This is a genomic window from Shinella sp. HY16 (assembly GCF_028534175.1).
Lineage (GTDB): Bacteria > Pseudomonadota > Alphaproteobacteria > Rhizobiales > Rhizobiaceae > Shinella.
Genome location: NZ_JAHYXL010000001.1, coordinates 2,358,131 through 2,383,527, shown reverse-complemented (window position 1 = coordinate 2,383,527; position 25,397 = coordinate 2,358,131). Strand labels below are relative to the sequence as shown.

Below are 25,397 nucleotides of genomic sequence, written 5' to 3'. Positions count from 1 at the left end.
CCTTGTGGGGGAGATGCCCGGCAGGGCAGAGGGGGGTGAGCCTCCTGGAACAACCGATCTGAGGAGACACCCATGCCCAAACCCAATCCGCGCCATCCGAACTACCCGATCCCGAGCGGCGACGCCTTGCGCGCCAAGGGCTGGCGGCAGGAGGGGCTGCTGCGGCTCCTCGAAAACGTGCTGTCGGTCGGCGAGGATCCGGACAATCTCATCGTCTATGCCGCGCTCGGCAAGGCGGCGCGCAACTGGGCGGCGCATCGGGCGATCGTCAAGGCGCTGACGGAGATGGATGAGGACCAGACGCTGGTCATCCAGTCCGGCAAGCCGGTCGGGCTCTTGAAGACCCATGCGAAAGCGCCACTCGTTATCATGGCGAACTGCAACATCGTCGGGCAATGGGCGAAGGCTGAGGTGTTCTATGAGCTTCAGCGCAAGGGGCTGATCTGCTGGGGTGGCCTGACGGCCGGGGCCTGGCAGTATATCGGCAGCCAGGGCGTCATCCAGGGCACCTATGAAATCTTCATGCGCATCGCGGAAAAGCGCTTTGGCGGCAGCCTCGCCGGCCGCTTCATCCTCACCGCCGGCCTCGGCGGCATGGGCGGCGCGCAGCCGCTTGCCGGCCGCATGGCGGGCGCGGCCATCCTCTGCGTCGATATCGATCCGGCGCGCGCGGCGGCGCGCAAGGCCGTCGGTTATCTCGAACATGTCGCGCCGGATCTCGATACGGCGCTTGCGATGATCGATGAGGCGGTCCGCGAGAAGCGGGCGACCTCGATCGGCCTCGTCGGCAATGCGGCGGAGATTTATCCTGACATCGCGCGGCGCGGCATCGTGCCCGACATCGTCACAGACCAGACCTCGGCGCACGATCTCGTCTACGGCTATGTGCCGAAGGGCATGAGCCTCCACCAGGTCAAGGGGCTGCGCGACGACGGGCAGGGGCAGTTGATGGCGGCAAGCCGCGCCTCGATCGTCGAGCATGTCTCGGCCATGCTGGAATTCCAGAGACAAGGCTCGGAAGTGTTCGATAACGGCAACCTCATCCGCACGCAGGCGCGGGAGGGGGGCGTCGCCAATGCCTTCGACATTCCGATTTTCACGGAAGCCTATCTTCGGCCGCTCTTTGCGCGGGCCATCGGCCCGTTCCGCTGGATGGCGCTATCAGGCGAGGAGAGCGACATCGCGCGGATCGACGACCTCGTTTTGAAAATGTTCCCGGACAACCGGATCGTCACCAACTGGATCCGGCTGGCGCGCGAGAACGTGCCGTTCGAGGGCCTGCCGGCGCGCATCGCCTGGCTTGGCCATGGCGAGCGCACGGAACTGGCGCTGGCGGTCAACCGGCTGGTCGCCGCGGGGGAGCTGAAGGGGCCGATCGCCTTTTCGCGCGATCATCTCGATGCCGGGGCCATGGCGCATCCGAACATCATGACCGAGCGCATGAAGGACGGCTCGGACGCCATCGCCGACTGGCCGCTGCTCGATGCCATGCTGCTGTCTTCGTCGATGGCCGATCTCGTCGTCATCCACTCCGGCGGCGGCGGGTATGCGGGCTACATGACGAGCTGCGGCGTGACGCTGGTCGCCGATGGCACGGCTGACGGCGCGGAGCGGCTGGAGCACGCCTTGACGAACGACACATCGCTGGGTGTCATCCGCTATGCCGATGCCGGCTATGACGAGTCGCTTGACGAGATCGAAAAGAAGGGCATCGGCTATGTGACGGTGGGGTAATGTCGGCGAGGGGCGATGCTGTTCAAGGCGGGTGTGCTGGAGAAGATCGGCAGGGGGGAGGTGACGCTCGCCTTTCGCCGCTGGTCGAAACCGACGGTTAGGGCCGGCGGTTCGCTGCGCACTGCCGCGGGTGTGCTTGCCATCGAGAGCGTCGAGGCCGTCGATATCGACACCGTCTCGGACGCAGATGCGCAGGCGGCGGGCTATGCCTCACGTGCCGAACTGCTCCGGGACCTCCGGCCGGAGGGTGTGCTCTACCGGATCGCCTTCCGTGTCGCGGGTGCGGACCCGCGAAAGGGCCTGCGTGAAAATGAGACGCTCGATGCGGCCGACTTCGCGACGCTGAACGCCCGGCTCGATGCACTCGACCGTGCCGCGCCGTGGACGCGCACCGTGCTTGCCATGATCGCGGAAGAGGACGGGCGCACCGCCGCCGCCATGGCGGAACGGCTCGGCCTGGAAAAGCTGGTGCTCAAGCGAAAGATCCGGCAGCTCAAGGACCTCGGGCTGACGGAAAGCCTTGCCGTCGGGTACCGGCTTTCGCCGCGTGGACACGCTTTTGTGAACGCAAACCGGCGTTAAGCGTAAGGCGGGCGGGCTAATTGCCTGAAATGTCACGGTCGCCGTAAACCTTGCATTTAACATTTCGCGGTAATCTTCCGTTAGTAATTCCGTCCGTGTGTCGAAAGGGCGGGGCTTCGGTTTGTTTAGCGTGCGAGTGCCTATGCGTCTTTCGGTCCTTACAACGGTCCTCCTTGCCTGTGCCGCCATGACGGGTTGTGCGTCGAGCTCCAACCCCGTGTCGGCGCTTGCCATCAAGCCATCCGCGGAGACGACAGCCTCTGTTTCGAAGGCGAGCGGCCCCGTGCCCGAAGTCGCTGTCGGCGAAAGCAAGGTGACGGCTGACGGGGCGGATATGCTCGCTTGGGCCGGTCCGGTACCGGGAACCCGCGTCTTCGAAAGCGTGACGAACCAGTCGGCCATTCCCGCCGAGCGGCCGGCGGAGGCCGTCACGGCGGAAGAGCCGTCGGAGGGTGTTTCGAAAAAACGCTCGCGCGTCTACGGCCAGCAATTCCGCGATGCCCATCCGATCAATTTCGGCAAGCGCGCGCCAAGAAATTACCAGGTGCACGGCGTCGACGTGTCGCGCTGGCAGGGCGATATCGACTGGGTGAAGCTGCGCACGCAGGGCGCCAACTTCGCCTTCATCAAGGCGACGGACGGCGGCGATCATCTCGACCCGATGTTCCAGAAGAACTGGCGCAAGGCCAAGGAAGCCGGCATCAAGCGCGGCGCCTATCACTTCTTCTACTGGTGCCGCGTCGCAAGCTCGCAGGCCGAATGGTTCATCCGCAACGTGCCGAAGGATCCGGACGCGCTGCCGCCGGTCATCGACGCCGAATACAACGGCGAATCGAGCTGCAAGAAGCGTCTCACGCGGGCGCAATATGTCGAGAAGATCCGGGTCTTCTCGGAAATGCTGGAGCGCCATTACGGCAAGCGGCCGATCATTTACACGGCGCCGGATTTCTATGAGGACAACCTCTCCGGCGAGCTGACGAACCATCCGTTCTGGCTGCGTTCGGTCGCCGCCCACCCGTCGAAGCGCTATCCGAACCGCCGCTGGGTGTTCTGGCAGTATTCCGGTTCGGGCTTGTCGCATGGCGTCACCGGCAAGATCGACCTCAACGTCTTCTACGGCAGCGTGAACGACTGGCACAACTGGCTTTCCGGCCAGCGGTCGGCAAGCCGCGACTGATCCTTCTCGATGGCGAGGGGGGCGGCGATCTAGAGCGTTTCCTGTGAACCTGTGTCCGCCGGAAATGCTCTATCTCTTTGTTTTTCCGCATTGTCCGATGCCGAAGCGATCTCGCTTCGGCTGGAGATGCTCTATCTCTGCTTCTGCGGATAGATCGTCTCGCCGCGCGCCAGCATCTCCACGAAGGTCTCGATCTTCCGCTTGCGGCCGGCCTCGGTCTTCATGGTGTGGACGCGGAAGGCGAGCGCGAAGCGGTTCTGCTCCGTCAGTCTGCCGAGCATCGCCTTTGCCGCCGGTTCGGCGTCGATCGCCGCCTGCAGGTCCGGCGGGATCTTCATGTCCTTGCCGCTGCCATAGGCCTTGTCCCAGCGGCCATCCGCCTTTGCGGCCTCGACCTGTTTCAGGCCGTGTTCCGTCATGCGCCCGTCCTCGATCAGCCGGCTGACGGTCTCCACATTCTTCTTGCTCCAGACGCTCTTCCTGCCGCGCGGGCAGTAGCGCTGGAAGAAGCTCTTCTCGTCATGGCTTTTGCGGATGCCGTCGATCCAACCCCAGCAGAGCACCACCTCGATCGCCTGTTCGGGGTTGATGGAGGCAAGACCGGAGGCGCGCTTGTGGATCCTGATCCAGATTTCCGGCGCTGTGGCGTGGTTTTCCGCCAGCCAGCGGTAGAAATCCTCCTGTCCGGGAAACTCGCGGACATGGGCGGGATTGATTTCCACAGGCGCCATCGTGTTTTCCCCGTTTTCCGGCGAGCGTGTCCTTCATGCACTGGCCGTGCAGCCGGGCAGGGACTAATGCCGAAGAAGTGATCCTGATGTTTCTTGCCAGCCCACCTGCGGTTTGGCTAGCCATCTGATAAACCTCCCCCTTCTTCCCAAGGAGATCGTAAAGAGAATGCCTACGGTGTGCACATTGTCGCGCAGAGCCTTTTTCCTGGGCGCCGCCGCGACGCTTGCGGGATGCGCAACCACGGAAACGTCGGTCAAGAACGCCCCGATTCCGCAGAAGGTCAGCTATCCGATCGTGCCGGCGACCAACGACGAACTGGCGGCCCGCTATGCCGCCGTCGAGGATGGCGGCCATCTCATTCCCGCCATTCCCTATACGGAAATCGATCCGAAGTACTACCGCCAGCGCGTGAAGGACCCGACCGGCGAGGCGCCGGGCACCGTGGTCGTCGATACGCCCGGCCGCTTCCTCTATGTGGTGGAGCAGGGCGGCACGGCGATGCGTTACGGCGTCGGCATCGGCCGCGAGGGCTTCGCGTGGCAGGGCGAGGGCATCATCCACTGGCGCCAGCCCTGGCCGCGCTGGAAGGTGCCGGCGGACATGATCGCCCGCACGCCGAGCCTTGCCAAATATTCCGTCGAGAACGGCGGCATGGAGCCGGGCATCAAGAACCCGCTCGGCGCACGGGCGCTCTACATCTTCCAGAACGGCAAGGACACGCTCTACCGCCTGCACGGCTCGCCGGACTGGAAGTCGATCGGCAAGGCGACGTCGTCGGGCTGCGTCAGGCTGATCAACCAGGATGTGCTCGACCTCTACAAGCGCGTGCCCTACCACGCGCGCATCGTCGTGTATCAGGGTCCGATGAGCGCAGCCGTCGGGGTATAAGGGGCTCCGCCGTTTTCGCTGGAATGCCCTAGGTCACGGTCTCGCCGCCGTCGACCACGAGAATCTGGCCGGTCATGTAGCTTGACCGGTCGGAGACGAGGAAGAGGATCGGTTCGGCGATCTCCTCCACATCGGCCCACCGGCCCATCGGCACTTTCTCCTTGATATAGCCTTCGATCGCTTCGCGCCCGCCCATCTGCGAGATGAAGGGGGCGTTGAAGGGCGTATCCACCCAGCCGGGGCAGAGCGCGTTGACGCGGATGCCGTGGCGGGCATAGTCGCCGGCCATCTGCTTGGTCATGGCGATGACGGCGTGTTTCGTCGTCGTATAGGCGATCATCTCGCGATCGTAGAGCACGCCCGAAGAGGACGCGGTGTTGAGGATGACGCCCTTTCCCTGCGCCTTCATGGCGGGCATGACGAGCCGGGCGGCCATCAGGTGGGCGCGCACATTGAGGTTCCAGGAGAGATCGAGGCCGTCGAGCGGCACGCTTTCGAGGTCGCCGGCGACCTGCGCGCCGGCATGGTTGTGCAGGATGTCGATGCGGCCATGGCGCGACAGCACCGCGGCGACGGCCATCTTCAGTTCCACATCGTCGGTGACATCGACGATGACGGCTTCAGCCTTGCCGCCGTCGGCGCGGATGAAGTCCACCGTCTCGGCGGCGCGGGTCTCGTTGAGATCGGCGACGCAGACGGTGGCGCCCTCACGCGCCATGATGCGCGCGCCGGCCCGGCCGATGCCGGAGCCCGCTCCGGTGACGATGGCGACACGGTTCTTCAGGATCATCGGTCTCACTCCCCGGCAGGCGATTTTCTGGTTTTTTCCCGCATCAGAAGGCGGGCGATGAGGATCAGCATGAGCGAGGCGACCAGCACCATCGTCGCGATGGCGTTCACTTCGGGCGTCACGCCGCGGCGGATCGAGGCGAAGACGTAGATCGGCAGCGTCGTCTTCGAGCCTGCGACGAAGAAGGCCACGATGAAGTCGTCGAAGGAGAAGGTGAAGGCGAGCAGGAACCCGGCGAGCACCGAGGGCAGGATCTGCGGCAGCACGATATCGCGGAAGGTGGTCAGCGGTGTCGCATAGAGATCGGCCGAGGCCTCGACGATGTCCCGGCCGAGCGTCGCGATGCGGGCCTTCACGATCATGGTGACGAGCGCCATGGTGAAGAGGCCGTGCGCGGCGATGATCGAGCCGTAGCCGAGGCCGAGTTGCGGCGGCGTTTCGCCGGGCCAGATGGCGGCGATCGCCGGATTGATCGCGCCGAAGACGGCGACGAGGGCGACGAGGGTCGCGATGCCGATGACGACGCCCGGCACGACAATGGCGGCGGCGAGCAGGCCGTCGAAGACCGCGCGCGTCCGCGCGCCGAGCCGTTCGAGGCCGAGGGCGGCCATGGTGCCGAAGACGGCGGCGAGCGTGGCGCTGACGAGGGCGATGACCAGGCTGTTCTGCAGCGCCGTGATGAGGAACGGATTGGCGAGCGCCTTGCCGTACCATGCGACGGAGAAACCGGTGAATTCGCTCGCATTGCGGCCCGCATTGAAGGAGAACAGCACGACGAGCGCGATCGGCGCATAGAGGAAGAGATAGACGCAGGTGATCAGCGCGCGCATCAGACGAGATCCACCTGTCTTGTGCCTGATATCCGCCAGGCGATGCGCATGGCGACCATCAGCACCACGACGACGACGGCGACGAGGGTGACGGCAATAGCCGAGCCGAAGGGCCAGTTGCGTGATTGCAGGAAGAGATCGACCAGCGCATTGCCGATGAAGAAGACCTTGCCGCCGCCGAGGAGCTGCGGGATGAGATATTCGCCGAGCAAGAGGATGGTGACGAGCGCGACGCCCGTCATGACGCCCGGCAGCGACAGCGGCAGGGTCACGGAGAAGAAGGTCGAGACGGGTTTCGCGCCGAGGTCGGCGGAGGCTTCGAGCAGGCGCCGGTCGAGTTTTTCCAGGCTGACATAGATCGGCATGATCATCAGCGGCAGGTAGCCATAGACGATGCCGAGCAGGACGGCGCCCGAGGTGTTGAGCAGGCGCACGTCTTCGATGCCGATCATGTCGAGCAGATTGGGAATGCCGCGCGAGCCGAGGATGTACATCCAGGCATAGGTGCGCACGAGAAGGCTCGTCCAGAACGGCACCACGACCAGCGAGACGAGCAGCAACCGGTGGCGCGGGCTCGCCTTGACGGCGAGGTAGTAGGCCGTCGGATAGGCGACGATGAGGCAGAGGAAGGCGCCGACGGGCGCCAGCAGGAGAGTGTTCCAGTAGGCGGCGGAACGGGCCGGCAGGTTGGCATACTGCGCGAAGGTGAACGCCGCCTGGTAGCCGCCCGCCGGTCCCCGCTCGCCGACGGAGAAGACCATCATGGCGATGAAGGGCAGCACGAGGAAGACGAACAGCCAGGCGGAAGCCGGCGCCAGCAGCGCCGCGGTCACCAGCCGTCTTTTCGTCGTCAACGTCAGGGGCATTGCGGTTGTCCTGTTGCGTATCGGTGGATTGCCCCTCATCCGGCTGCCGCCACCTTCTCCCCGCAAGCGGGGCGAAGGGGTATGCGGCGCCGTGTCGTTCCGTTCGAGAGGAAACAGCACGCAGCCACACATTTCCTTCTCCCCGCTTGCGGGGAGAAGGTGGCCGGCAGGCCGGATGAGGGACGAGACGGCTACGCCGACTTGAACCGTGCCATCAGCTCCGCCCGAGCCGGGTCCGTCAGCGTCACGGCGGCGCCGAATTCGAGCGGGGTCAGGGCGGCCTCGTCGGGATAGACGATCTTGTTGCCGGTGATTTCGGCCGGCAGCAGCGAAAGCACGCGGCTGTCCGTCGTCGGCGCACCGTTGGCGATGTGCTCCTTCACCGCGTTCTGCGGGTCCATCAGGAAGTTGAGCAGGGCATAGCCGGCCGGCTTGTTGGTGGCGCTCTTCGGCACCGCGTAGAAATCCGACCAGATCTCGCCGCCGTCGGAGCCGAGGACGAACCGGATTTCCGGAATGTCGCGGTTGAGCTGGGCACCGTCATTCGTCCAGCACATGGTCATCCAGGCATCGGAGGCGCGCATGGAGGGCTGATAGTCGCTGTTGATGGCGTAGAGGTGCGGCTTGACCTTGATCAGCAGCTCCTCCGCCTTGGCGAGTTCCTCGGGCTTGATCGAATTGAACGAGAAGCCGAGCGAGACGAGGGCGTTGCCGATCGTGGTGAGCTGGTAGTCGTGCACCATGGCGCGGCCGTCCGCCTCGGTCATGGCGACCTCGAAGAACTCCTTCCAGCTCGTCACCTTCGATTTCACCTTGTCGGAATTGACGGCGATGCCCGTCGTGCCCCAGTTCTTCGGCAGCGCATAGACCTTGCCGTCGACCGTGCCTTCGTTGGTGAAGCGGGTGTTCTGGGTCTTGGCGTCGAAATTCGGCACCTTGGCAAGGTCGAGCGGGTCGATCAGGCCGAGGCCGGCATAGGTGGAGATCGTGTAGTTGGTGGGCACGAAAAGATCCCAGCCGGTCCCGCCGGCCTGGAGTTTTGCCAGCATCTCCTCGTTGGAGCCGAAGACATTCACCTCGACGGCGACGCCCGTTGCGGCGGTGAAGGCCTCGAAGGTCGCCGGGTCATGGTAGTTCGGCCAGGTGGCCAGCGACATGGTGGAGCCGAGGTCCTCCTGCGCATGGGCCTCGGAGGTGAAGAGCCCGGGCTGGCGGGCCAGTACGGCGGCGGCAAGGCCAAGGCCGGTGACGGCAAGGAAGTGGCGGCGCGACACGGATCCGCGCTTCAGCCGCATGAACTCGTCCGTTAAATCCCGAGCACTGATCGGGGCATTCTCTCTGAACCATTTCGACATGATACTGTTCCCCTGTTGGGCCTGTTTCCCTCAGGCCGGAAAGATATGCGTCTGGCCGGGGTCGAAGCTTATGGCGACCCGTTCGCCCGGCGCGACGAGGTCGTTTTGTGATTGGCTGTGGCGTTCGGCGGTGACGAGCAGGTCGCCGAGCCCGTCGACGGCGACGGAGTACTCGGCTGCCGAACCAAGGAAGATGCGGTGCGTGACCGTGCCTTCCAGCGTGGTCGTGCCGGCCGCTCCGCGCGACAGGCGGATCGCCTCCGGGCGGAGCGCGACCGTGACCGCGCCCGGCACGAGGTCGTCGCGTGCGGCGGGCAGCGCCGAGCCGTTGCCGAGACGCACGGTCCCGCCGGCCTCCAGCGTGCCGGAAAAGCGGTTCGTCTTGCCGACGAAGTCGGCGACGAAAAGATCGGCAGGCCGGTCGTAGACCTCCTGGGGCGTCGCGAGCTGACGGATGCGGCCGGCGCTCATCACACAGACGAGGTCGCTCATCGACAGCGCTTCCTCCTGGTCGTGCGTGACGAGCACGAAGGTGATGCCGAGATCGCGCTGCAACGTCTGCAACTCGATCTGCATGGCGGTGCGCAGCTTCTTGTCGAGTGCGGCGAGCGGCTCGTCGAGAAGGAGGACGGAGGGCTTGTTGACGAGCGCGCGGGCGAGCGCCACGCGCTGCTGCTGGCCGCCGGACATTTCATGGATGCGGCGCCTGGCAAAGCCGGTGAGACGTACCATCTCCAGCGCCTCGCCGACGCGGCGGGCGATCTCTGCCGCCGGTAGCCTCGGGCGCAGCTGTTTCAGCCCGTAGGCGACGTTCTTCTCCACGTCGAAATGCGGGAAGAGGGCGTATTGCTGGAAAACCATGTTGACCGGGCGGCGATAGGCCGGAACGCCGTTGGCGATACTGCCGGCGATCAGCACCTCGCCCTCGCTCGGCTGTTCGAAGCCGCCGATCATCCTGAGGCACGTGGTCTTGCCGCAGCCGGACGGGCCGAGAAGCGCGACGAAGGCGCCCTTCGGCACGGAGAGATTGATGTCGGAGACCGCGGTCACCGCGCCATAGCGCTTGGTCACCGAACGGAACTCGATGTCGTTCGTTGGGGCGGATGTCACGTCTGTTCCCTGCGGTTGCTGGTCTCTTGGCGATCTCTGTCGCCTTGGCCACCGTCGGGAGGAATGCTAGTCAGCGGCCGATGGGTGGTATATACCCCGAGAGAGGTATTTTATCCGTAAATCGGCTGTGGAAGGAGTATATCCAGCGACAGCCCATTTCGGTTGCCGCGGGAGGATCGGGGGAGCGGCGGCGTCATGCGGGTGGATTTCACGGCACTTTTTCACACGCTTGCGGACTGGACCGGTGCGCCGGAAAACGCCGACCGGCAGACCAGCGACCGGCAGACCGGCGAGACCCTGCTTGCGATGATGCGGGCCCTGGTGCGTTTCGACGACATCGTCATCTTCGCCTATCACGAGAAGGCGCGGCCGATCGATCTCTTCAGCACCTTCGATGCGGATGACCACCACGTCTTCGTAACGCTCTACCAGGCCGGACCCTACCTGCTCGATCCGTTCTACCGCACGACACGGGCCGGCCGCGCCGGCATCTTCCGCATGCGGGAGCTGGCGCCGGACCGGTTCTTCTCGAGCGAGTATTTCCGCACCTATTATTCGCAGACGCGGCTTGCCGAAGAGCTCGGCTTCTTCGTTCCGGTGGAAGGTGGCGTGACCGTTGTGGTCTCGCTGATGCGGCGGGAGAAGACCGGTGTCTTTCCGGTGCAGGAATTTGCGCTGCTCAGCGATACCGAACCCTTCGTCGCCGCCCTCGTGCGGCGCGCCTGGAGTGGCCTTGGCGAGCGCTTTGCAGAAACGGGGCAGGGACGAGGCCGCCGGAGCGAACCGGTGAGCGCGGCCGACCGGGTGTGGCGCAAGCTGAACCTGACGGATCGCGAGGCCTCGATCATCGAACTCGTCCTGCAGGGGCACTCGTCGGAATCGATCGGCCTGAAGCTCGATATCTCCACCGGCACGGTGAAAGTCCATCGCCGCAACGTCTACCGCAAACTCGGCATCTCCTCGCAGATCCAGCTGCTGTCGATCTATCTGAAGAACCTTCAGGGGTAGACGGGGCGGCAGGCATGTCGACTGGAAAGAGCAGAGGCGGTTCTCCTCCCTCCGTCGTCCTCGGGCTTGACCTGAGGATCCGTGCCGCTGGTGGGGCGTGGATTGCAGTTCGAACCCGACCATGACGAAGAGGTTAGGGAGAAGGGCGCAGGCGTGCGAAGGAAAACATAGTGACTGGGGTGACCGTGGCGCTTTCAGGGGGGCGACGGGCATGCAGGGCGTGATGGGGGTAGCCCACGCAAAAGGCCCGGCATGGCTGCCGGGCCCCGTCTAGTCTTTTCAACGGTTTGCGGGCCCGTCCTGACAGATCGATTCCGCGCCTTCAAACTTTGATTCAGGCGACCGTCGCCAGCGCCACCTGCGCCCGGGCATCGATGATCTGCCGGGCCGCGTTGGCGGCTTCCTTGCCCTTGATGACGAAATGGTCGCGGAAGAAGGCGATGTGGGCGTCCGATTCCTGGAAATTGTGCGGCGTCAGCACGGCCGAGAGCACCGGCACGTTGGTGTCGAGCCCGACGCGCACGATCGCGTCCACCACGGTGCCGGCGACGAAATCGTGGCGGTAGATGCCGCCATCGACGACGAGGGCGACGCCGAGAATGGCGGAGTAACGGCCCGTGCGGGCGAGAAGCTGGGCATGCAGCGGGATTTCGAGGGCGCCGGGCACGTCGATGATATCGACCTCTTCGGCGCGGCCGCCGAGCGCGGTCCATTCGGCGACGAAGGAATCGACCGCCTGATCGACGATGCCGGCGTGCCAGCGGGCACGGATGACGGCGATGCGGGCGGAGGGGGTGGCATTCACATTCATGTCTAGGCCTTTCAAGGGTTGAGCCATTTTGCAACGGTCCCCTTGGGCGAACACGCAGGACGCGGCCCACCAGTGACGGCGGGTTTCTCCTGCTTGCTCTCTTCCATCCGGACTGTGACCGTCGGCTCCGGCATCGCACCGGATCTGCTGACCCTTCCGTTTTGCGGAAGGCGCTTGCGGGCTCCGGGTTTTGACGCCCGATACCGCCGGTGGGGAGTTTCGCCCCGCCCTGAGAACGGGTGAAGACTAACCGGCGAGCGCCCGCAGATCAAACCCGCGGGCGACGCAAAAGACGCAAATCACGACAGATTTTTCCAAAGCGTGGCCGAAGCTTGGAAAAGTGCTTCACGGCCGCGCCGGACTGCTCAGTCGCGGATGACCAGGAGATCGCCGGCCGTGAAGCGCAGCGTGACCGTGTCGCCGACGGTCGGCGGCACGAGGCCCGGGCTGTTGAACATGTCGAAGGAGATGACGCTGCCGCCGACCTTCATGCGGGTGCGGATGACCGAGCCGAGGAAGTTCGAGGAGACGACCTCGCCCGTCAGCGCCGTGTCGCCCTTGGCATCGGGCGCGATGGAGCCGGCTTCCGGGCGCAGTGCCAGCGAGACGGTGTCGCCGGCCTTCGCATTGCCGAGCGGCTCGCGCAGCGTCACGCCCTGATCGCCGATCGAGACGCGGTTGGCGGCGGGGTCGACGACTTTCGCCTCGATGAGGTTCAGCGTGCCGACAAAACTGGCGACGAAGCGGGTTGCCGGCCGGTTGTAGATATCGGCCGGTTTGCCGATCTGGTCCGCCTTGCCGGCATTCATCACGACGATGCGGTCGGAGATCGACAGGGCTTCTTCCTGGTCATGGGTGACGAAGACCGTGGTGATGCCGAGCTGCTGCTGGATCTGCCGGATTTCCTCGCGCAGCGACACGCGGATCTTGGCGTCGAGGGCGGAGAGCGGTTCGTCGAGCAGGAGAACCTGGGGCTTGGGCGCCAGCGCGCGGGCGAGCGCCACACGCTGCTGCTGGCCGCCGGACATCTGGTAGGGGTAGCGGTCGGCGAGATGGTCGAGCTTGATCAGCCCGAGCATTTCCTTGACGCGGGCGTCGATCTCCGCCTTGGGCCGGCCGGCGACCTTGAGGCCGAAGGCGACGTTTTCCGCGACGTTCATGTTCGGGAAGAGGGCGTAGGCCTGGAACACCATGCCGATGTTGCGCTGGTTGGGACGCAGGTTCACCTGGCTCTTGCCATCGATGGTGATCGCCCCGCCCGACGGCGTCTCGAAGCCGGCGATCATGCGCAGCACGGTGGTCTTGCCGCAGCCCGACGGGCCGAGGAACGAGACGAACTCGCCCTTTTCGATCGACATGTTGAAATCCTTGACGACCTGAACGGGGCCGAAGGACTTCTGGAGGCTGGTAAGAGTGAGAAAGCTCATGGAAAATCCTTAAGTCGCGCTCTGCGCGCCCTTCTGGAAACGGGAAACAAGCTGGATCAGGCCGAGGCAGCCCCAGGTCAGCGCGAAGGACATCACCGCAAGCGCCGCCGGCTCGTAGGCGCGATTGGCGCCGAGAAGCTGCATGTACGGGCCGAAAGCCGGGCGGTTGAGCAGGGCGGCCATGGTGAACTCGCCGATGACGATGGCGAAGGTCAGGAACGCGCCCGACAGCACGGCGACCAGAACGTTCGGCAGGATGATCTTGGCGAGGATCGTCGTCCAGCCGGCGCCGAGGCTCTGCGCGGCCTCCGTCAGCGTGGCGATGTCGATGGAGCGAAGGCCCGTATCGACGGAGCGATACATGTAGGGCAGCGCCAGCGTCGCATAGCCGAACATCAGGAGGATGTTCGTGCCGGTGATCGAACCCGTCAGCGGCAGCCAGCTCGAGGTGTTGTAGAGCCTGATATAGCCGAAGACGATGACGATGGCCGGGATGACCAGCGGCAAGAGCGTGATGAACTCGATATAGGGACGAAGGCCCGGCAGCTTCAGGCGCACCCAGTAGGCGGTCGGTACCACCAGCAGCACGCCGAAGACGATGGTCGCGAGCGCCATCAGGATCGAATAGGTGAAGGTCTCCTGGAAGCGCGGATCGCCGAGCACGACGGCATAGGCATCCAGCGAATAGACGCCGCGGCGCATCTTCAGCGAGAAGTTGGTCATGCCGAGGAGCGGCAGGATGAAATAGAGCAGCCCGAAGATGAGGGCGCCCCAGGCCCAGAACTTCTTCATTTCAGCCACCTTTCACTGCGGGCGCGCAGCCAGATGTAGATCGTGTTGGCGATGCCCGTCACGACGATCATGCCGAAGGCGAGGGCGTAACCGAGATGCGGATTGCCGAGCACGTCGCCGCGGATCTGCGCGAAAAGCAGGATCGGCACGATGGAGAGCGAGGAGCCCGTAAGCGCGATGGCGGTGGCCACGGCCCCGAAGGCGTTGGCGAAGAGCAGCGCCAGCGTGCCGAGGAAGGAGGGCAGCAGGATCGGGAAGGCGACCATGCGCCAGTACTGCGCGTTCGTCGCACCAAGGATCTGCGCCGCCTCCCGCCATTCACGCTTCAGACCGTCGAGCGCAGGCGTGATGATGAGGATCATCAGCGGGATCTGGAAGAAGAGATAGGTGACCGTGAGACCCCAGAAGGACAGGATGTTGAAGCCGAGGGCGCGCAGGTCGATGCCGAGCTGGGTCTTCAGGAACACCGTCAGGAGACCGACGGGGCCGAGCGTCGCAAGGAAGGCGAAGGCGAGCGGCACGCCGGCGAAGTTGGAGGCGACGCCGGAAAAGGTCAGCAGCGGGCCGCGGATCCATTTCGGCAGGCCGCCGAGCACCGCGGCGGCCGCGACGGAAAAGCCGATCAGGCAGCCGAGCAGGGCGGAGGCGATGGAGATCTTGATCGAGATCCAGTAGGCCGAGAGGATGGATGTGGTGAACAGGCCCCGGATGTTGTCCAGGGTGAAGCTGCCGTCCGGCGTCTGAAAGGCGCCGATGACGATGCGCATCGTCGGCATGATCAGGAACAACAGGACGAAGATCGCGAACGGCACGGCGCCGAGCCAGTGCAGCGGGAGGCGGAAGGGCGCCCGCGCGGGCGGCGGTGCGGCTGAGCTGTCTGATGACATTAAGGTGGCCTCAAAGGGTTGCCGTCATTGGCATACCGCAATCGTCGCCCCGGCCTTGCAGCCGGGGCGACGGGGGATGTCGTTTACTGCACGTTCGCGCCGACGACGCTGTCCCAGGCGCCGGTCACGGCAGCCTTGTTGGCATCGACTTCCTCGAGCGTCGGGAAGTAGGCCTTTTCATAGGATTCTGCCGGCGGCAGGGCGTCGATCAGGTCCTGCGGAACCTTGCCGGCCTTGACCATGGCGTTGAAGCGTGCCGGATGGCAATAGCCCTTCAGCCAGCCGAGCTGACCTTCGTCGGAGTACAGGTGCTCCATCCACAGCTTGGCGGCGTTCGGGTGCGGCGCATAGGCCGAGATGCCCTGAACGTAGACGCCGGCGAGAACGCCCGTCGCGGGAACGACGACTTCCGTCGGCGGGTTGCCGTTGAGGGTCTTGGCCCAGCCGAGCGCGTTGTAGTCCCAGGCAATCACGATCGGGGTGGAACCCTGTGCCAGCGTGCCGGACTTGCCGATAACAGGGACGAAGTTGCCAGCCTTGTTCATTTCGGCGAAGTAGGCAAGGCCTGCCTCACCGGCTTCCTTGCCGGACTTTGCACCCTTGCCGAGACCGGCGGCGAGAACGCCGAGGATAGCCTGGTTGGACGCACGCGGGTCGCCGGCGAGCGCGACCTGACCGGCATATTCCGGCTTCAGGAGGTCGGCCCAGTCCTTCGGCGTGTTGGCGACGAGGTCCTTGTTCACGAGAAGGGACATCACGCCGTAATAGTCGCCGTACCAGTAGCCTTCGGCGTCCTTGATGGTGTCCGGGATTTCGTCCCAGGTGGAGACCTTGTAGGGCTGCAGCAGGCCTTCGGCCTTGGCCGACGGGCCGAAGGCGAGACCGACGTCGATCACGTCGGGCGACTGCGGGCCCTTGTTGTCCTTGTTGGCCTTGATGGCTTCGATTTCGTCAGCCGAACCGGCATCCGGGTTCAGTTCGTTGACCTGGATTTCCGGATACTTTGCCTTGAAGGAGGCGATGACGTCACCATAACCGCACCAGTCGTGCGGCAGTGCGATCGTCGTCAGCATGCCTTCCTTCTTCGCCGCTTCGATGAGCTCGGCGCTCGGCTCGGCGAAGGCGAGCGAGGGAATGGCAATTGCCAGCGCGGTGGAGAGCGAAAGCAGACGTTTCGTATGTGACATCACGGGTGTTCTCCTTTTGTGAGTCAGTCAACTTCGGCGAAGCTGATACTGGCGGCAGATGAAGCTTATGTGACAGTTTTATTTCGTTTTTTTCTGATGTCTATCAGGTCTTGCCGGGAACCTCCGACCGGGGTTTGCGAAAAAGCCGGCTGGCCTCGAAGAGGCCCTCCAGCGTTTTCATTCGGCCGCTGGTTTCCTCCCAGCCCGAACTCTGGACGGCTTCGATCAGCGCCTCCACGATGAACAGCGTCACGACGGACGAGTCCCAGGCGGAAGGCACCTCGATATGCACGCGAAAGACCTTCGCCGCGACCTTGGCGACGGGCGAAGCCCACTGGTCGGTGAAGAGAACGATTTCCACGCCGCGCTCGCGGGCGGCGCGGCCGAGCGTCTCCATCTCCTGCTCGTAGCGGCGGATATCGAAGATGACGAGCACGTCGCCGGCCTTCATGTTCAGCACATAATGCGGCCAGGAACTGGGATTGGCGGCGATCTGCGTGACGTTCGGGCGGATGACCTGGAGATGGGTGAAGAGGTAGTCGGCGAGCGCCTTCGTGATGCGCCCACCGATGATGTAGATGCTGCGCTGGCGATCGGCGAGGAGGGCGGCGGCACTGTCGAATTCGGCGGTTTCCACCTGCGAGAGCGTCTGGCGCAGGTTGGTCATGATCGCGTCGGCGAAGCGGTTGAGGATGTGCGTGCCCGGTGCCTTGGTCGCCCAGCGGTCGTGTTTGCTGATCGGGTTCGACAGGGTGGCTTCCAGCTCGTGGTGGAGGCGTGCCTGGAAATCCGGGAAGCCCCGGAAACCGAGCTTCTGCACCATGCGGGCGACGGTCGGCGTCGACACGCCGGCGTTTTCCGCCACCGTGGTGATGCTGCCGAGGCCGGAGACGGGATAGTTGTCGAGCAGCGACGTGGCCAGCTGCTTTTCGGCGCGGGTCAACGCATCGAAATGGGCACTGATCACATCCGACACCGTCATGGATGCTTGGTTGAGCGTCAAATTGTTCCCCTGCGCTTCGGTCTTTGCCGAAGTTTCGGAAATAAAGCGCGCTGTCACAATTCGAGTCAAATGTTTTTTTGAAGAGATTTTTTCAATACCCCGTTGACAGCGGCCAGACTGTGAAGAATTCTCTTCATTAACGATAAGAGCCGGTCGAGGGGATCAGGCTAATGGGAATTCTGACTGGAGAAGAGGGCGACCCCGTCGCCCTGGAGAATAGTATTGCCCGCGGCCCGGTCATCCTGGTCTGTGAGCATGCTTCCCGCCTGCTTCCGAAGGCGCTCGGCACGCTCGGCCTGCCCGAGGAGGCGCTTGAAAGCCATATCGCCTGGGATCCCGGTGCGCTTGCCGTGTCGCGCCTCATTGCCGAACGTCTCGATGCGGCCCTGGTTTTCCAGCGGTTCTCCCGCCTCGTCTACGATTGCAACCGCCCGCCGGAATCGCCGGCCGCCATGCCCGAAAAGAGCGAGGTTTTCGCGGTTCCCGGCAATGCCGGCCTCGATCAGGCGGCGCGCGATGCCCGAACGCAAGCGCTCTACCTGCCATTCCGGGAAAAGCTCGCCGGTCTGGTGAAGAGCCGGATCGGGGAGGGCAGGGCGCCCGTCATCGTGACCATGCACAGTTTCACGCCGGTCTATTTCGGCAAGCCGCGCGCGGTCGAGATCGGCATCCTGCACGACGCCGACACGCGCCTTGCCGATGCCATGCTCAACGCGGCCGGCAGCGCTGGCCCCTACAATATCCGTCGCAACGAGCCGTATGGGCCGGAAGACGGCGTGACGCATACGCTCAAGGAGCACGGCCTTTCCAACGGCCTTGCCAACGTGATGATCGAGGTCCGCAACGACCTCATAAAAGACGAAGCCGGCCAACGGGTCGTGGCCGACTATCTGGCGGGACTGCTCGAAAAGAGCCTTCCCGTGATCCAATAAAAAGACCCGGGGAACGACATCCGTGGAGACGGAGAAGAACACGAACAGGAGAGGCCAAGCGGATGCTTGTGTTGCTACAAAAGGGGTATGGCCCGGTTGAGAAAACCGCCGCCGTCGGCGGAGGCAGGGGCCATGCCTGATTTCATCAAGCGCTATGTTCGCTTCGTCGACACGTTCAACCGGCGTGTCGGCCTTTTTGCGATGTATCTGATTTTCGCGATGTTCGCGATCCTGTTGTATTCCTCTGTCTCGAAGGCATTCCACCTGCCGGCGAGCTGGACGCTGGAATCGGCGCAATTCACCATGGCCGCCTACTATATGCTCGGCGGCGCCTTCGCCATGCAGACCGGCGACCATGTGCGCATGGACCTTTTCTACAGCAATTGGTCCGTCCGCAAACGTGCGGTCTTCGATACGGTCACGGCGGTCGCCCTGATCATCTTCCTCGGCTTCATGCTCTACGGTGGCATTACCAGCACGACCTATGCCATCCAGTTCAAGGAAAAGAGTTTTTCGGCCTGGGCACCCTATATGGCGCCGATCAAGATCATCATGACCTTCGGCATCGTGATGATGCTCGCACAGGCCAGCTCTTCGCTCTTCAAGGATATCGCTGAATTGCGGGGAAGGCCGATCGCATGAGCTATGAATTCATCGCAATCACGATGTTCGCCGGCATGATGGTGCTGCTGCTCACCGGGCAGCGGGTCTTCGCCGTCATCGGCTTCGTCGGCGTCGTCGCAGCCTTCCTGCTGTGGGGCACGGGCGGCTCGGAAATGGGCTTCGCCTCGGCCATGAAGCTCGTCAAATGGTATCCGATGCTGACGGTGCCGATGTTCGTCTTCATGGGCTACATGCTCTCGGAATCGGGTATCGCCGAGGACCTCTACAAGGCGTTCCACGTCTGGATGGGATCGATCAACGGCGGCCTGGCGCTCGGTACGATCGGCCTCATGGTCATCATCTCCGCCATGAACGGCCTTTCGGTCGCCGGCATGGCGATCGGCGCCACGATCGCGCTGCCGGAGCTGCTGCGCCGCGGCTACGACAAGGTGATGACGACGGGTGTGGTGCAGGGCGGCTCGACGCTCGGCATCCTGATCCCGCCGAGCATCGTGCTCGTGCTCTACGGCATGATCGCCCGCGTTCCGGTCGGTCAGCTCTGGCTCGCCGGCGTGTTGCCGGGTCTCCTGATGGCGTTGCTGATGGCGATCTACGTCTATGTGCGATGCCGCATCAACCCGTCGCTCGGCCCGGCCTTGCCGGCGGAAGAGCGCGACGTGCCGATGGCCGAGAAACTGAAGCTCCTGACCGCGGGCATCCTGCCGCTCGGCATCTTCACGCTGATGATGTGGCTGTTCCTGAGCGGTATCGCCAGCCTCGTGGAAGCCTCGGCGGTCGGCGCGATCTCCTCGGCGCTCGTTGCCTGGCAGCGCGGCCGTCTCAGCGTCAAATTGTGGAACGACGTTCTGCAGAAGACGCTCGGCATCACCTGCATGTTCATGTGGATCCTTATCGCCTCGCTCTGCTTCGGCGCCGTTTTCGACGGTCTCGGCGCGGTCAAGTCGATCGAGCGCTTCTTCCTGGGTGACCTCGGCCTCGAGCCCTGGCAGGTGCTGGTGCTGATGCAGCTGTCCTTCCTCGTCATGGGCATGTTCCTCGACGACACGGCGATGCTCGTCATCGTGGCGCCGCTCTACATCCCGCTGGTGCAGAAGCTCGGCTTCGACCTCGTCTGGTACGGCGTGCTCTACACGATCACCTGCCAGATCGCCTACATCACCCCGCCTTTCGGCTACAACCTGTTCATGATGCGCGCCATGGCGCCGCCCGGCATCGGCATGACCGACATCTACAAGTCGATCTGGCCCTTCGTCGGCATCATGATCGCGAGCCTGATCATCATCGGCTGCTTCCCGGAAATCGCGACGTGGCTGCCGAACAACTACTACGCCAAGTGAGGACTTTGCCGGCGGCAAGGCCGCCGGCACCAACGCGCAATGAGGCCGATAGAAGAAAAGACGATTGATCGTCCGGGATGAACGGCCGTTCCCGGCAAAAGCGAGACGTTTAACCAGAGGGATAGAGATATGACCAACAGACGGCAATTTCTGACACGGGCTGGGGCAGTCACGATCGGTGCGGCCGGCGCAGCGACGCTTTCGGCACCCGCCATCGTGCGGGCGCAGACCGCCATCAAGTGGCGCTTCCAGACCTATGCCGGCGCCGCGCTCGGCGAGCACGTCACCAAGCCGATCATCGACGCCATCAACGCCACCGCCAAGGGTGAGCTGGAGATCGAGCTTTACTTCGCCGACCAGATCGTGCCGACGGGCGAACTGTTCCGCGCGCTCCAGGCCGGCACGATCGACGCCGTGCATTCGGACGACGATTCCATGGCGTCCCCGGCTGATGTCGCCACCTTCGGCGGCTATTTCCCGCTTGCCACCAAGCAGATCCTCGACGTGCCCGTGCTCTTCAAGCAGTACGGCCTCGCCGACATCTGGCGCTCGTCCTACGAGAAGGTTGGCGGCGTCGTCTGGCTCTCCTCCTCGGGGCAGGATCCGTGCCACTTCAACACCAAGAAGGCGATCAACACGCTGGCCGACCTTCAGGGCCTGCGCCTCTACACCTTCCCGACGGCCGGTCGTTTCCTCAGCCAGTTCGGCGTCGTGCCGGTGACGATTCCCTACGAAGACGCGCAGGTCGCCGTGCAGACCGGTGAGCTCGACGGCATGGCCTGGTCGGGTATCACAGAGGACTACACGGTCGGCTGGGCCGACGTGACGGATCACTTCCTGACCAACAACATCTCCGGGGCCTGGATCGGCTCGTTCTTCGTCAACGAGAAGAAGTGGGCGGAACTGCCCGATCACCTGAAAAAGCTGGTCATGACGGCGATCGAGGCCGGCAACAACTACCGCGACCAGTGGTACTGGGGCGGTGAGGCGAAGCTGCGCGCCGAGGGCACGAAGCTCAAGCTCACCAGCATTCCCACAGCCGAGTGGAAGGCCGTGGAAGATGCGGCAAAGGTGTTCTGGAAGGAGATCGCCGGCCAGAGCGAAACGGCTGCCAAGGTCGTCAAGATCTTCGAGGACTACAACGCCGTCATCAACAAGGCCGGACCGCCCTACGTCAACGGCTGATTGACCAAACCCTTCGGACCGGGCCGGCAAGGCCCGGTCCGGCACGACGCCCCAACCCGCAGGACCACCCCCGATGACCATGACCTATAGTTTTGATGACCTGAAGAAGGATGTGGCCGAGGGCCGCATCGATACCGTTCTGGCGTGTCTCGTCGACATGCAGGGGCGCCTGATGGGCAAACGTTTCCACGCACAGTATTTCGTCGATGGCGCCTATGAGGAGACGCATAGCTGCAACTACCTGCTGGCGACCGACATGGAAATGGAGACCGTGCCCGGTTACCGCTCGACGAGCTGGGCCGCCGGCTACGGCGACTACACGATGAAGCCGGATCTTGCGACGCTGCGCAAATTGCCCTGGCTGGAAGGTACGGCGCTGGTTCTCTGCGACGTGCTGGACCACCACACCCATGCCGAGGTTCCGCATTCGCCGCGCGCCGTCCTGAAAAAGCAGGTCAAGCGGCTCGAGGCGCTGGGGTTGAAGCCCTTCATGGCGAGCGAGCTTGAATTCTACCTGTTCGACCAGACCTTCGACGATGCGCGCGAAAGCGGCTACCGCGACCTGCGCACGGCCTCCGGCTACAACGAGGATTACCACATCTTCCAGACCACCAAGGAAGAGGACGTCATGCGGGCGCTGCGCAACGGCCTGCAGGGCGCCGGCATTCCGGTGGAAAACTCCAAGGGCGAGGCTTCGCCCGGCCAGGAGGAGATCAATGTGCGATACGCCGAAGCCGTGACCATGGCCGACCGGCATTCGATCATCAAGAACGCCACCAAGGAAATCGCCTGGCAGCGCGGCAAGGCCGTCACGTTCCTCGCCAAGTGGAACTACAACATGGCCGGCTCCTCCTCGCATATCCACCAGTCGCTGTGGAGCCTTGACGGCAAGGAAGCGAAGTTCTTCGACAGGGACGGCAAATACGGCATGTCGGAGATGATGCGCATGTATGTGGCGGGTCTGCTCGCCCATGCCAGCGAGATCACCTATTTCCTCGCGCCCTACATCAATTCGTACAAGCGCTTCGTTGCCGGCACCTTCGCACCGACCAAGGCGATCTGGAGCAAGGACAACCGCACGGCCGGCTACCGCCTGTGCGGCGAGGGCACCAAGGGCATCCGCATCGAGTGCCGCGTCGGTGGTTCCGATCTCAACCCCTATCTCGCCATGGCGGCGCTGCTTGCCGCCGGCATTGCCGGCATCGAGCAGAAGCTGGAACTGGAAGCGCCCTTCGAAGGCGACGCCTATGGTGGCAAGGACATCCGTGAGATCCCGAAGACGCTGCGCGGGGCGACCGCCGCACTGAAGGACTCCGACATGCTGCGCGAGGCCTTCGGCGACGACGTTGTTGATCACTATGTCCGTGCGGCCGAATGGGAGCAGGAAGAATACGACCGTCGCATCACCGACTGGGAGGTGGCGCGCGGCTTCGAGAGAGCGTAAGGCTCAGCACACCGGCGGCGGCTGCGGCGGAAAGTAGCCCTTCGGGGATATTTTCCGGCCGGCAGGATCGGATATTGTCCCACGCCAGAATTTAAACTGAAACAGGAAGTCGATCATGACTGTGATCAAATGCATATCCCCCGTGGACGGCTCGGTCTATGCCGAGCGCGAGGCGATGCCGCTGGCCGCCGCGCAGGAGGCCGTCGCCCGTGCGAAGAAGGCCCAGAAGGCCTGGGCGAAGCGCCCGCTGGAAGACCGTATCCAGCTCGTCCTGAAGGGCGTCGCGCGCGTCAACGAGATGGCCGCCGAGATCGTGCCGGAAATCGCCTGGCAGATGGGCCGCCCGGTCCGCTACGGCGGCGAGTTCAAGGGCTTCAACGAGCGCTCCAACTATGTCGCCGAGATCGCCGGTTCGTCGCTGGCGCCGATCGTCATCGAGAACAGCGAGCGTTTCGAGCGCCGCATCGAGCGCGAGCCGCATGGCGTCGTCTTCGTCATCGCGCCGTGGAACTACCCCTACATGACCGCGATCAACACGATCGCCCCGGCGCTGATGGCCGGCAACGTCGTCATCATCAAGCATGCCGCGCAGACGCTGCTCGTCGGCGAACGGCTGGTGCGCGCCTTCAACGAGGCGGGCGTGCCGGAGGATGTCTTCCAGAACGTCTTCCTCGACCATGACACGACCTCGGCGCTCATCGCCGGCAACAGTTTTGATTTCGTCAACTTCACCGGTTCGGTCGAAGGCGGCCGCTCCATCGAGCGCGCGGCGGCCGGCACCTTCACGCCGGTCGGCCTCGAACTCGGCGGCAAGGACCCGGGTTACGTCATGGAAGACGCCGACCTTGATGCCGCCGTCGATACGCTGATGGACGGCGCGACCTACAATTCCGGCCAGTGCTGCTGCGGCATCGAGCGCGTCTATGTGAACGAGAAGCTCTACGACGCCTTCGTCGAAAAGTCGGTCGCCTGGGTCTCCAACTACAAGCTCGGCAACCCGCTCGATCCGGAAACCACCCTCGGCCCGATGGCGCACAAGCGTTTCGCCGCGACCGTGCGTTCGCAGATCGCCGACGCCGTCTCCAAGGGCGCCAGGGCGCTGGTCGATCCCAAACTCTTCCCGGCCGATGACGGCGGCGCCTATGTCGCTCCGCAGGTCCTGGTCGATGTCGATCATTCGATGGAGTTCATGACGGAAGAAACCTTCGGCCCGGCCGTCGGCATCATGAAGGTGAAGAACGACGCGGAAGCGCTCGCGCTGATGAACGACTGCAAATACGGCCTTACCGTCTCGCTCTGGACGAAGGATTCCGATCGCGCTGCCAAGATCGCCCGCGACCTTGAGACCGGCACCGTGTTCCAGAACCGCGCCGACTATCTCGACCCGGCTTTGTGCTGGACGGGCGTCAAGGAAACGGGCCGCGGCGGTTCGCTCTCCGTCATCGGCTTCCATAATCTCACCCGCCCGAAATCCTACCATTTCAGGAAAGCATAATGACCATCACCGCCAACTGGAGCTACCCGACCGCGATCAAGTTCGGGGCCGGCCGCATCAAGGAACTCGCCGACCACTGCAAGGCGGTCGGCATGAAGAAGCCGCTGCTCGTCACCGATCGTGGTCTTTCGACCATGGCGATCACGAAAGAGGCCCTCGACATTCTTGAGGCCGCTGGTCTTGGCCGGGCGATGTTCGCCGAGGTCGATCCGAACCCGACCGACAAGAACCTCGAAGCCGGTGTCAAGGCGTTCCGCGACGGCGGGCATGACGGCGTCGTCGCCTTTGGCGGTGGCTCCGGCCTCGACCTTGGCAAGGCTGTCGCCTTCATGTCGGGCCAGACGCGCCCGGTCTGGGATTTCGAGGATATCGGCGACTGGTGGACCCGCGCCAATTCCGACGGCATCGCGCCCATCGTCGCCGTGCCGACGACGGCCGGCACCGGTTCGGAGGTCGGCCGCGCCTCGGTCATCACCAATTCCGAAACGCACACCAAGAAGGTGATCTTCCATCCGAAGTTCCTGCCTTCGGTGACGATCTGCGATCCGGAACTGACGGTCGGCATGCCGAAGGTCATCACGTCGGGCACCGGCATGGATGCCTTCGCCCATTGCCTCGAAGCCTATTGCTCGCCGTTCTACCACCCGATGAGCCAGGGCATCGCGCTCGAGGGCATGCGCCTCGTCAAGGAATTCCTGCCGCGCGCCTACAAGGACGGCACGGATATCGAGGCGCGCGCCAACATGATGTCGGCGGCCGCCATGGGCGCCGTCGCCTTCCAGAAGGGGCTCGGCGCGATCCACTCGCTGTCGCATCCGGTCGGCGCCATCTACAACACGCACCACGGCATGACCAATGCCGTCGTGATGCCGCCGGTGCTGACCTTCAACCGCCCGGCGATCGAGGCGAAGATCGCCAGCGCCGCCGCTTACCTTGGTATTGCCGGCGGTTTCGACGGCTTCTTCGACTACGTGTTGCGCCTGCGCGAGGAACTCGGCGTGCCGGACAAGCTCTCCGCGCTTGGTGTTGGCACCGACAGGATCGACGAAATGGCCGCCATGGCGATCGTCGATCCGACGGCTGGCGGCAATCCGGTGGAGCTGACGCTGGACGCGGCCAAGCGCCTCTTCGTCGAGTGCATCTGAATTCTTGCCGTTAACAAATGATAGAGGCCCGGAAAACCGCCGTTTTCCGGGCTTTT

24 protein-coding genes and 1 riboswitch are annotated in these 25,397 nt (G+C 64.0%); of the genes, 12 read left to right on the top strand and 12 right to left on the bottom strand.

What is annotated here, in order from left to right; genetic code table 11:
• Positions 1–72: 72 nt before the first annotated feature.
• The 3 genes from K0P03_RS11915 (at position 73) to K0P03_RS11905 (ending at position 3,493) form a co-directional block, all read left to right on the top strand.
• The gene (locus K0P03_RS11915; protein WP_272789679.1) at positions 73–1,734 is read left to right on the top strand and encodes a urocanate hydratase; all 1,662 of its coding nucleotides are present in this window, start codon (positions 73–75) and stop codon (positions 1,732–1,734) included.
• A gap of 15 nt (positions 1,735–1,749) precedes the next feature.
• The gene (locus K0P03_RS11910; RefSeq protein WP_272789678.1) at positions 1,750–2,316 is read left to right on the top strand and encodes a hypothetical protein; all 567 of its coding nucleotides are present in this window, start codon (positions 1,750–1,752) and stop codon (positions 2,314–2,316) included.
• Between the two features lie 142 nt (positions 2,317–2,458).
• Positions 2,459–3,493, top strand: a complete 1,035-nt coding sequence (locus K0P03_RS11905; RefSeq protein WP_023515548.1) for a glycoside hydrolase family 25 protein — start codon at positions 2,459–2,461, stop codon at positions 3,491–3,493.
• Positions 3,494–3,624: 131 nt separating this feature from the next.
• Here the strand turns inward: K0P03_RS11905 and K0P03_RS11900 are convergent, their stop codons facing one another.
• Positions 3,625–4,224 (bottom strand): YdeI/OmpD-associated family protein, encoded by a 600-nt coding sequence (locus tag K0P03_RS11900; RefSeq protein ID WP_130515274.1) that lies wholly within the window; start codon positions 4,222–4,224, stop codon positions 3,625–3,627.
• A 166-nt stretch (positions 4,225–4,390) separates the two neighbouring features.
• Here K0P03_RS11900 and K0P03_RS11895 point away from each other — a divergent pair, with 166 nt between their 5' ends.
• On the top strand, positions 4,391–5,113 hold the full coding sequence (locus tag K0P03_RS11895; RefSeq protein WP_023514153.1) for a L,D-transpeptidase: 723 nt from the start codon (positions 4,391–4,393) through the stop codon (positions 5,111–5,113).
• 28 nt (positions 5,114–5,141) lie between these two features.
• On the opposite strand, the gene K0P03_RS11890 is transcribed toward K0P03_RS11895, so the two are convergent.
• The 5 genes from K0P03_RS11890 to K0P03_RS11870 form a co-directional block, all read right to left on the bottom strand.
• A complete protein-coding gene (locus tag K0P03_RS11890) occupies positions 5,142–5,903 on the bottom strand; it encodes an SDR family NAD(P)-dependent oxidoreductase (protein ID WP_023514154.1) in 762 nt (253 codons plus the stop codon).
• Positions 5,904–5,908: 5 nt separating this feature from the next.
• The gene (locus K0P03_RS11885) at positions 5,909–6,733 is read right to left on the bottom strand and encodes an ABC transporter permease (RefSeq protein WP_272789677.1); all 825 of its coding nucleotides are present in this window, start codon (positions 6,731–6,733) and stop codon (positions 5,909–5,911) included.
• On the bottom strand, positions 6,733–7,599 hold the full coding sequence (locus K0P03_RS11880) for an ABC transporter permease (RefSeq protein WP_023514156.1): 867 nt from the start codon (positions 7,597–7,599) through the stop codon (positions 6,733–6,735). Before K0P03_RS11880 ends, K0P03_RS11885 begins: the two co-directional genes overlap by 1 nt.
• A 191-nt stretch (positions 7,600–7,790) precedes the next feature.
• Positions 7,791–8,954 carry a polyamine ABC transporter substrate-binding protein gene (locus K0P03_RS11875; protein ID WP_023514157.1) on the bottom strand — a complete coding sequence of 388 codons (1,164 nt, stop codon included), beginning with the start codon at positions 8,952–8,954 and terminating at the stop codon, positions 7,791–7,793.
• 30 nt (positions 8,955–8,984) lie between these two features.
• On the bottom strand, positions 8,985–10,064 hold the full coding sequence (locus K0P03_RS11870) for an ABC transporter ATP-binding protein (protein ID WP_023514158.1): 1,080 nt from the start codon (positions 10,062–10,064) through the stop codon (positions 8,985–8,987).
• Between the two features lie 195 nt (positions 10,065–10,259).
• On the opposite strand from K0P03_RS11870, the gene K0P03_RS11865 reads away from it, so the two are divergent.
• Entirely contained in the window at positions 10,260–11,072 is an 813-nt protein-coding gene (locus tag K0P03_RS11865) for a LuxR family transcriptional regulator (RefSeq protein ID WP_130515282.1), read from the top strand.
• 334 nt (positions 11,073–11,406) lie between these two features.
• Here K0P03_RS11865 and K0P03_RS11860 read toward each other — a convergent pair whose 3' ends face one another.
• The 6 genes from K0P03_RS11860 to K0P03_RS11835 all read right to left on the bottom strand — a co-directional run bounded on the left by K0P03_RS11860 (position 11,407) and on the right by K0P03_RS11835 (position 17,158).
• Positions 11,407–11,883, bottom strand: coding sequence for a 6,7-dimethyl-8-ribityllumazine synthase (locus K0P03_RS11860; RefSeq protein ID WP_023516609.1), 477 nt, complete (start codon positions 11,881–11,883; stop codon positions 11,407–11,409).
• Between the two features lie 91 nt (positions 11,884–11,974).
• Positions 11,975–12,124, bottom strand: a riboswitch (FMN riboswitch).
• Positions 12,125–12,248: 124 nt separating this feature from the next.
• A complete protein-coding gene (locus K0P03_RS11855) occupies positions 12,249–13,310 on the bottom strand; it encodes an ABC transporter ATP-binding protein (RefSeq protein ID WP_272789676.1) in 1,062 nt (353 codons plus the stop codon).
• Positions 13,311–13,319: 9 nt separating this feature from the next.
• The gene (locus K0P03_RS11850) at positions 13,320–14,102 is read right to left on the bottom strand and encodes an ABC transporter permease (RefSeq protein WP_023516611.1); all 783 of its coding nucleotides are present in this window, start codon (positions 14,100–14,102) and stop codon (positions 13,320–13,322) included.
• Positions 14,099–14,989: an ABC transporter permease gene (locus tag K0P03_RS11845; RefSeq protein ID WP_023516612.1), complete on the bottom strand. Its 891-nt coding sequence runs from the start codon at positions 14,987–14,989 to the stop codon at positions 14,099–14,101. The genes K0P03_RS11850 and K0P03_RS11845 overlap by 4 nt, the downstream gene beginning before the upstream one ends.
• Before the next feature lie 83 nt (positions 14,990–15,072).
• Entirely contained in the window at positions 15,073–16,179 is a 1,107-nt protein-coding gene (locus tag K0P03_RS11840) for an ABC transporter substrate-binding protein (RefSeq protein WP_037409453.1), read from the bottom strand.
• A gap of 100 nt (positions 16,180–16,279) precedes the next feature.
• Positions 16,280–17,158: a MurR/RpiR family transcriptional regulator gene (locus K0P03_RS11835; RefSeq protein WP_024271536.1), complete on the bottom strand. Its 879-nt coding sequence runs from the start codon at positions 17,156–17,158 to the stop codon at positions 16,280–16,282.
• 191 nt (positions 17,159–17,349) lie between these two features.
• Between K0P03_RS11835 and K0P03_RS11830 the strand changes: the two genes are divergently transcribed.
• From K0P03_RS11830 to K0P03_RS11800, 7 genes are all read left to right on the top strand, one after another.
• The gene (locus K0P03_RS11830; RefSeq protein WP_272789675.1) at positions 17,350–18,111 is read left to right on the top strand and encodes an N-formylglutamate amidohydrolase; all 762 of its coding nucleotides are present in this window, start codon (positions 17,350–17,352) and stop codon (positions 18,109–18,111) included.
• Positions 18,112–18,243: 132 nt separating this feature from the next.
• On the top strand, positions 18,244–18,753 hold the full coding sequence (locus K0P03_RS11825; RefSeq protein ID WP_024271538.1) for a TRAP transporter small permease subunit: 510 nt from the start codon (positions 18,244–18,246) through the stop codon (positions 18,751–18,753).
• On the top strand, positions 18,750–20,072 hold the full coding sequence (locus tag K0P03_RS11820; RefSeq protein WP_023516593.1) for a TRAP transporter large permease: 1,323 nt from the start codon (positions 18,750–18,752) through the stop codon (positions 20,070–20,072). Before K0P03_RS11825 ends, K0P03_RS11820 begins: the two co-directional genes overlap by 4 nt.
• A 129-nt stretch (positions 20,073–20,201) precedes the next feature.
• Entirely contained in the window at positions 20,202–21,257 is a 1,056-nt protein-coding gene (locus K0P03_RS11815; RefSeq protein ID WP_023516594.1) for a TRAP transporter substrate-binding protein, read from the top strand.
• A gap of 79 nt (positions 21,258–21,336) precedes the next feature.
• The gene (locus K0P03_RS11810; RefSeq protein WP_130515666.1) at positions 21,337–22,701 is read left to right on the top strand and encodes a glutamine synthetase family protein; all 1,365 of its coding nucleotides are present in this window, start codon (positions 21,337–21,339) and stop codon (positions 22,699–22,701) included.
• A gap of 115 nt (positions 22,702–22,816) precedes the next feature.
• On the top strand, positions 22,817–24,196 hold the full coding sequence (locus K0P03_RS11805; protein ID WP_272789674.1) for an aldehyde dehydrogenase family protein: 1,380 nt from the start codon (positions 22,817–22,819) through the stop codon (positions 24,194–24,196).
• Positions 24,196–25,341, top strand: coding sequence for an iron-containing alcohol dehydrogenase (locus tag K0P03_RS11800; RefSeq protein WP_023513458.1), 1,146 nt, complete (start codon positions 24,196–24,198; stop codon positions 25,339–25,341). The genes K0P03_RS11805 and K0P03_RS11800 overlap by 1 nt, the downstream gene beginning before the upstream one ends.
• Positions 25,342–25,397 lie beyond the last annotated feature (56 nt).

What these genes read in the sequence shown, in the direction of transcription:
- K0P03_RS11915 (WP_272789679.1), top strand. Translation starts at nt 73, where the DNA reads ATGCCCAAACCCAATCCGCGCCATCCGAACTACCCGATCCCGAGCGGC.
- K0P03_RS11910 (WP_272789678.1), top strand. Translation starts at nt 1,750, where the DNA reads ATGCTGTTCAAGGCGGGTGTGCTGGAGAAGATCGGCAGGGGGGAGGTG.
- K0P03_RS11905 (WP_023515548.1), top strand. Translation starts at nt 2,459, where the DNA reads ATGCGTCTTTCGGTCCTTACAACGGTCCTCCTTGCCTGTGCCGCCATG.
- K0P03_RS11900 (WP_130515274.1), bottom strand. Translation starts at nt 4,224, where the DNA reads ATGGCGCCTGTGGAAATCAATCCCGCCCATGTCCGCGAGTTTCCCGGA.
- K0P03_RS11895 (WP_023514153.1), top strand. Translation starts at nt 4,391, where the DNA reads ATGCCTACGGTGTGCACATTGTCGCGCAGAGCCTTTTTCCTGGGCGCC.
- K0P03_RS11890 (WP_023514154.1), bottom strand. Translation starts at nt 5,903, where the DNA reads ATGATCCTGAAGAACCGTGTCGCCATCGTCACCGGAGCGGGCTCCGGC.
- K0P03_RS11885 (WP_272789677.1), bottom strand. Translation starts at nt 6,733, where the DNA reads ATGCGCGCGCTGATCACCTGCGTCTATCTCTTCCTCTATGCGCCGATC.
- K0P03_RS11880 (WP_023514156.1), bottom strand. Translation starts at nt 7,599, where the DNA reads ATGCCCCTGACGTTGACGACGAAAAGACGGCTGGTGACCGCGGCGCTG.
- K0P03_RS11875 (WP_023514157.1), bottom strand. Translation starts at nt 8,954, where the DNA reads ATGTCGAAATGGTTCAGAGAGAATGCCCCGATCAGTGCTCGGGATTTA.
- K0P03_RS11865 (WP_130515282.1), top strand. Translation starts at nt 10,260, where the DNA reads ATGCGGGTGGATTTCACGGCACTTTTTCACACGCTTGCGGACTGGACC.
- K0P03_RS11860 (WP_023516609.1), bottom strand. Translation starts at nt 11,883, where the DNA reads ATGAATGTGAATGCCACCCCCTCCGCCCGCATCGCCGTCATCCGTGCC.
- K0P03_RS11855 (WP_272789676.1), bottom strand. Translation starts at nt 13,310, where the DNA reads ATGAGCTTTCTCACTCTTACCAGCCTCCAGAAGTCCTTCGGCCCCGTT.
- K0P03_RS11850 (WP_023516611.1), bottom strand. Translation starts at nt 14,102, where the DNA reads ATGAAGAAGTTCTGGGCCTGGGGCGCCCTCATCTTCGGGCTGCTCTAT.
- K0P03_RS11845 (WP_023516612.1), bottom strand. Translation starts at nt 14,989, where the DNA reads ATGTCATCAGACAGCTCAGCCGCACCGCCGCCCGCGCGGGCGCCCTTC.
- K0P03_RS11835 (WP_024271536.1), bottom strand. Translation starts at nt 17,158, where the DNA reads ATGACGGTGTCGGATGTGATCAGTGCCCATTTCGATGCGTTGACCCGC.
- K0P03_RS11830 (WP_272789675.1), top strand. Translation starts at nt 17,350, where the DNA reads ATGGGAATTCTGACTGGAGAAGAGGGCGACCCCGTCGCCCTGGAGAAT.
- K0P03_RS11825 (WP_024271538.1), top strand. Translation starts at nt 18,244, where the DNA reads ATGCCTGATTTCATCAAGCGCTATGTTCGCTTCGTCGACACGTTCAAC.
- K0P03_RS11820 (WP_023516593.1), top strand. Translation starts at nt 18,750, where the DNA reads ATGAGCTATGAATTCATCGCAATCACGATGTTCGCCGGCATGATGGTG.
- K0P03_RS11815 (WP_023516594.1), top strand. Translation starts at nt 20,202, where the DNA reads ATGACCAACAGACGGCAATTTCTGACACGGGCTGGGGCAGTCACGATC.
- K0P03_RS11810 (WP_130515666.1), top strand. Translation starts at nt 21,337, where the DNA reads ATGACCTATAGTTTTGATGACCTGAAGAAGGATGTGGCCGAGGGCCGC.
- K0P03_RS11805 (WP_272789674.1), top strand. Translation starts at nt 22,817, where the DNA reads ATGACTGTGATCAAATGCATATCCCCCGTGGACGGCTCGGTCTATGCC.
- K0P03_RS11800 (WP_023513458.1), top strand. Translation starts at nt 24,196, where the DNA reads ATGACCATCACCGCCAACTGGAGCTACCCGACCGCGATCAAGTTCGGG.